At 61.8% G+C, this 2369-nt stretch carries 5 protein-coding genes; all 5 read right to left on the bottom strand.

Going from position 1 to position 2369, the window contains the following annotated elements; translation table 11 throughout:
- Nucleotides 1-101 (bottom strand): P-loop NTPase (locus tag QZY44_RS09350; protein ID WP_295445479.1); only part of this gene is annotated, 101 nt, incomplete at its 3' end.
- 5 nt (nucleotides 102-106) lie between these two features.
- Nucleotides 107-478 carry a NifB/NifX family molybdenum-iron cluster-binding protein gene (locus QZY44_RS09345; protein ID WP_295445476.1) on the bottom strand — a complete coding sequence of 124 codons (372 nt, stop codon included), beginning with the start codon at nucleotides 476-478 and terminating at the stop codon, nucleotides 107-109.
- Nucleotides 479-547: 69 nt separating this feature from the next.
- Entirely contained in the window at nucleotides 548-808 is a 261-nt protein-coding gene (locus QZY44_RS35730; RefSeq protein ID WP_365303817.1) for a DUF5320 family protein, read from the bottom strand.
- Nucleotides 798-1163 (bottom strand): PadR family transcriptional regulator, encoded by a 366-nt coding sequence (locus QZY44_RS09340; RefSeq protein ID WP_295445473.1) that lies wholly within the window; start codon nucleotides 1161-1163, stop codon nucleotides 798-800. The genes QZY44_RS35730 and QZY44_RS09340 overlap by 11 nt, the downstream gene beginning before the upstream one ends.
- Nucleotides 1164-1544: 381 nt before the next feature.
- Nucleotides 1545-2369, bottom strand: an 825-nt coding sequence (locus tag QZY44_RS09335; RefSeq protein ID WP_365303814.1) for an alpha/beta fold hydrolase, incomplete at its 5' end; no start/stop codon positions are given.

The following is a 2369-nucleotide window of genomic DNA, read 5'->3' as shown; positions in this document are numbered from 1 at the left end:
CGAAAGCAGACTTCATGCAGTTGCGCGGCCACAAGTGCCAGGCTGGTGGCGACGGTGGTCTTGCCGGTACCACCCTTGCCGCTGGCGACGACGATGCGCATTGGCGCTAACCCCCGTGATGGCCGTTATGGCTGGCCGCGTCGGCCTGGGTCAAGTGACCGGATCGGAACAGGGTCAGGATCTCGGTGACACTGTGCGTGGCATTGGTCGGAGCAAGCCACATCGTGATCGCCGCGGCGGACAGTGTGTCATAGGCCTTGGGTCCATAGGCCCCGCTGACGACCGCTTGGGCGCCGAGGTTGGCCACGAGTTGTGCCGCCTGCACCCCGGCCCCGCCCGCCGCAGACAGGGCCGGGTTGGCATGGGTCGACCACGCGCCGGTGTCTGAATCGACCACGCAAAAGGCTGCCGCGCGACCGAAGCGGGCATCGAAGGCGGCGTCGAGTGTTGTGCCGGAGGAGGAAATGGCCAGTTTCATAGTCAATGATGTCCGTGATTGAAGAATCGAGAAGCAAGGGGCGATCCAGTCATGATCGCCCCGCCGTCTCTATTCCTTGTTGAGTGCGTTGAGCCGTGCCGTCAGCCCTTGGATGGCGGCTTGCAGGCCCTTGATCTGGTTGCTGATCCAGGAGCGGTCCTGGCCAGCGTCAAGGCCTGGATCCGGACCGGTTGCGCCGCGGCCCCGGCCTCGACCGCCGAAGCCACGACCGCCAGGCCGGCCAGCGCTACCCCGTCCTGCGCAGCGCCCGACACTGCGCTCGGCATTTGTCCGTTGGATAGCAGGTCCGGTACCGTCTCTATATGGCATGAGATTCACCTCCCAGAGGTCTTGGTGTATCAGGTGCTGTATTGACGGTGTCATAAGCCGCCTCAAGCGTTTCGATTTGCCTGCGCCGCTGTCGCAGGAAGTGAATCCAGTCGGCCAGCCGGGCCTCGCCCAGTGGCGTGATGGTATAGACCCGTCGCTTAGGGCCGAGGCTGTTCTCATCCCAAGTACTGCTGACCAGTTCGGCCGCATCCAGGTCGCGTAATGCCCGGTAGAGGATACTGATGTCCATCTCCTCGACCGCGAAGCCGAACTCATGTAGACCGCTCATCAGGCTATAGCCGTAACCTGGCTCACGGTGCAACAGCACCAGCAAGCAGGATTGCAGGAAGAACATCTTGCGCTGTCCGCCGCCCCGACCCTGTTTAAGCCCGCAGGGCATAACGATCTCCCTAATGTTCCTGGATCTATAGATAAGGTATCTATAGACAGATATTTTCTTTAACAAACAAGCGTCAGCGTTGTATCCGATCCGGCTGCTACCGTTGGCGATGAGCAGGATTGCGCCACCATGCGTCGCTCGCTTGCGGTTTCCTCGCCTGAAATCCTGAGTGCCAGTGTAGGGAGTTATTTCGGGCGAGTCGTTGCGAATTGACGGTCGGAGGCCACGATTGGACGAATATTCCGATAGTCGTTTGCTGGGTGCTTGGACGGCTGGCTGGTCGCGATCGTCTTTTCCGCAGCGGTGATGCTCGGTTACTCCGGGACAGAGCAAGTCTCACCGCTTGGGGCAATGTGCCTCGAGGAATCCGAGTAGGTCGCCGACGTGCCGCTCGATCTGCTCTACCGAGTCGTGCCCAGCGCCGCCGATCTCCAGCAGGCGGGTGTAGGTAGAGCCACAGTTGGTCAAGATCATGTATGCGTCCTCCACCGCGACAGTCTGATCGGCTGTGCCATGTATCAGCAGAATGGGGCAGGTCAGTCCGCGAACTGTGTTCATCGGCGCAATCGCCGCGAAGCGGTACCCGATGATCCATTCCACATAGCGGCTGAGCAGGTGGATGACCTGGTGCGGGAAGTGCAGGGCGCGTAGATAGCCTGCGGTCATCTGGGCGGGGTCCGCGAACGCGGCGATACTGATGACCGCCGCGATATCCGCATTGCGTGAGGCCTCGAACAAGGCGGCACCAGCGCCCACCGAGTGCCCAAGGACCGCGATGCGATCGGCCAGGTGTGGGTGCCGGCATTTGAGCCACGCGATGGTCATGCCCAGATCCTCGGCGAAGCGGGGCAGGGATGAAAAGCTATCCCCATCGCTGCGGCCATGACTGCGGGCATCACAGAGCAACAGGTTGAAGCCGGCGCGGCGCAGCGGGACGGCGAGTGGCAGCATCTTCTCGGCGTTGCTGCCCCAGCCGTGTAACACCACAATGGTGCAGGTGGCGTCCGGTGCCGCCAGTAGCCAGCCGAATAACTGCCGGCCGCGTACCGTGGGGATGCGTAGCGCTTCAAAGGCGAGGCCGTAATCTGCCGGCGATCCGGTTTCCCGAATGCGGGGCGCACGAAAACCAAGATGTACACTCGCTGGAATCAAGGCGATGAT

Source organism: uncultured Thiodictyon sp. (assembly GCA_903837595.1).
Classification (GTDB): domain Bacteria; phylum Pseudomonadota; class Gammaproteobacteria; order Chromatiales; family Chromatiaceae; genus Thiodictyon.
Note: the sequence above shows the minus strand (reverse complement) of the source record. Positions and strands in the feature narration are given on the sequence as shown.

Bases quoted from the DNA above. Each gene is read 5' to 3' on its own strand.
- QZY44_RS09345 (WP_295445476.1), bottom strand. From the start codon at position 478: ATGAAACTGGCCATTTCCTCCTCCGGCACAACACTCGACGCCGCCTTC.
- QZY44_RS35730 (WP_365303817.1), bottom strand. From the start codon at position 808: ATGCCATATAGAGACGGTACCGGACCTGCTATCCAACGGACAAATGCC.
- QZY44_RS09340 (WP_295445473.1), bottom strand. From the start codon at position 1,163: ATGTTCTTCCTGCAATCCTGCTTGCTGGTGCTGTTGCACCGTGAGCCA.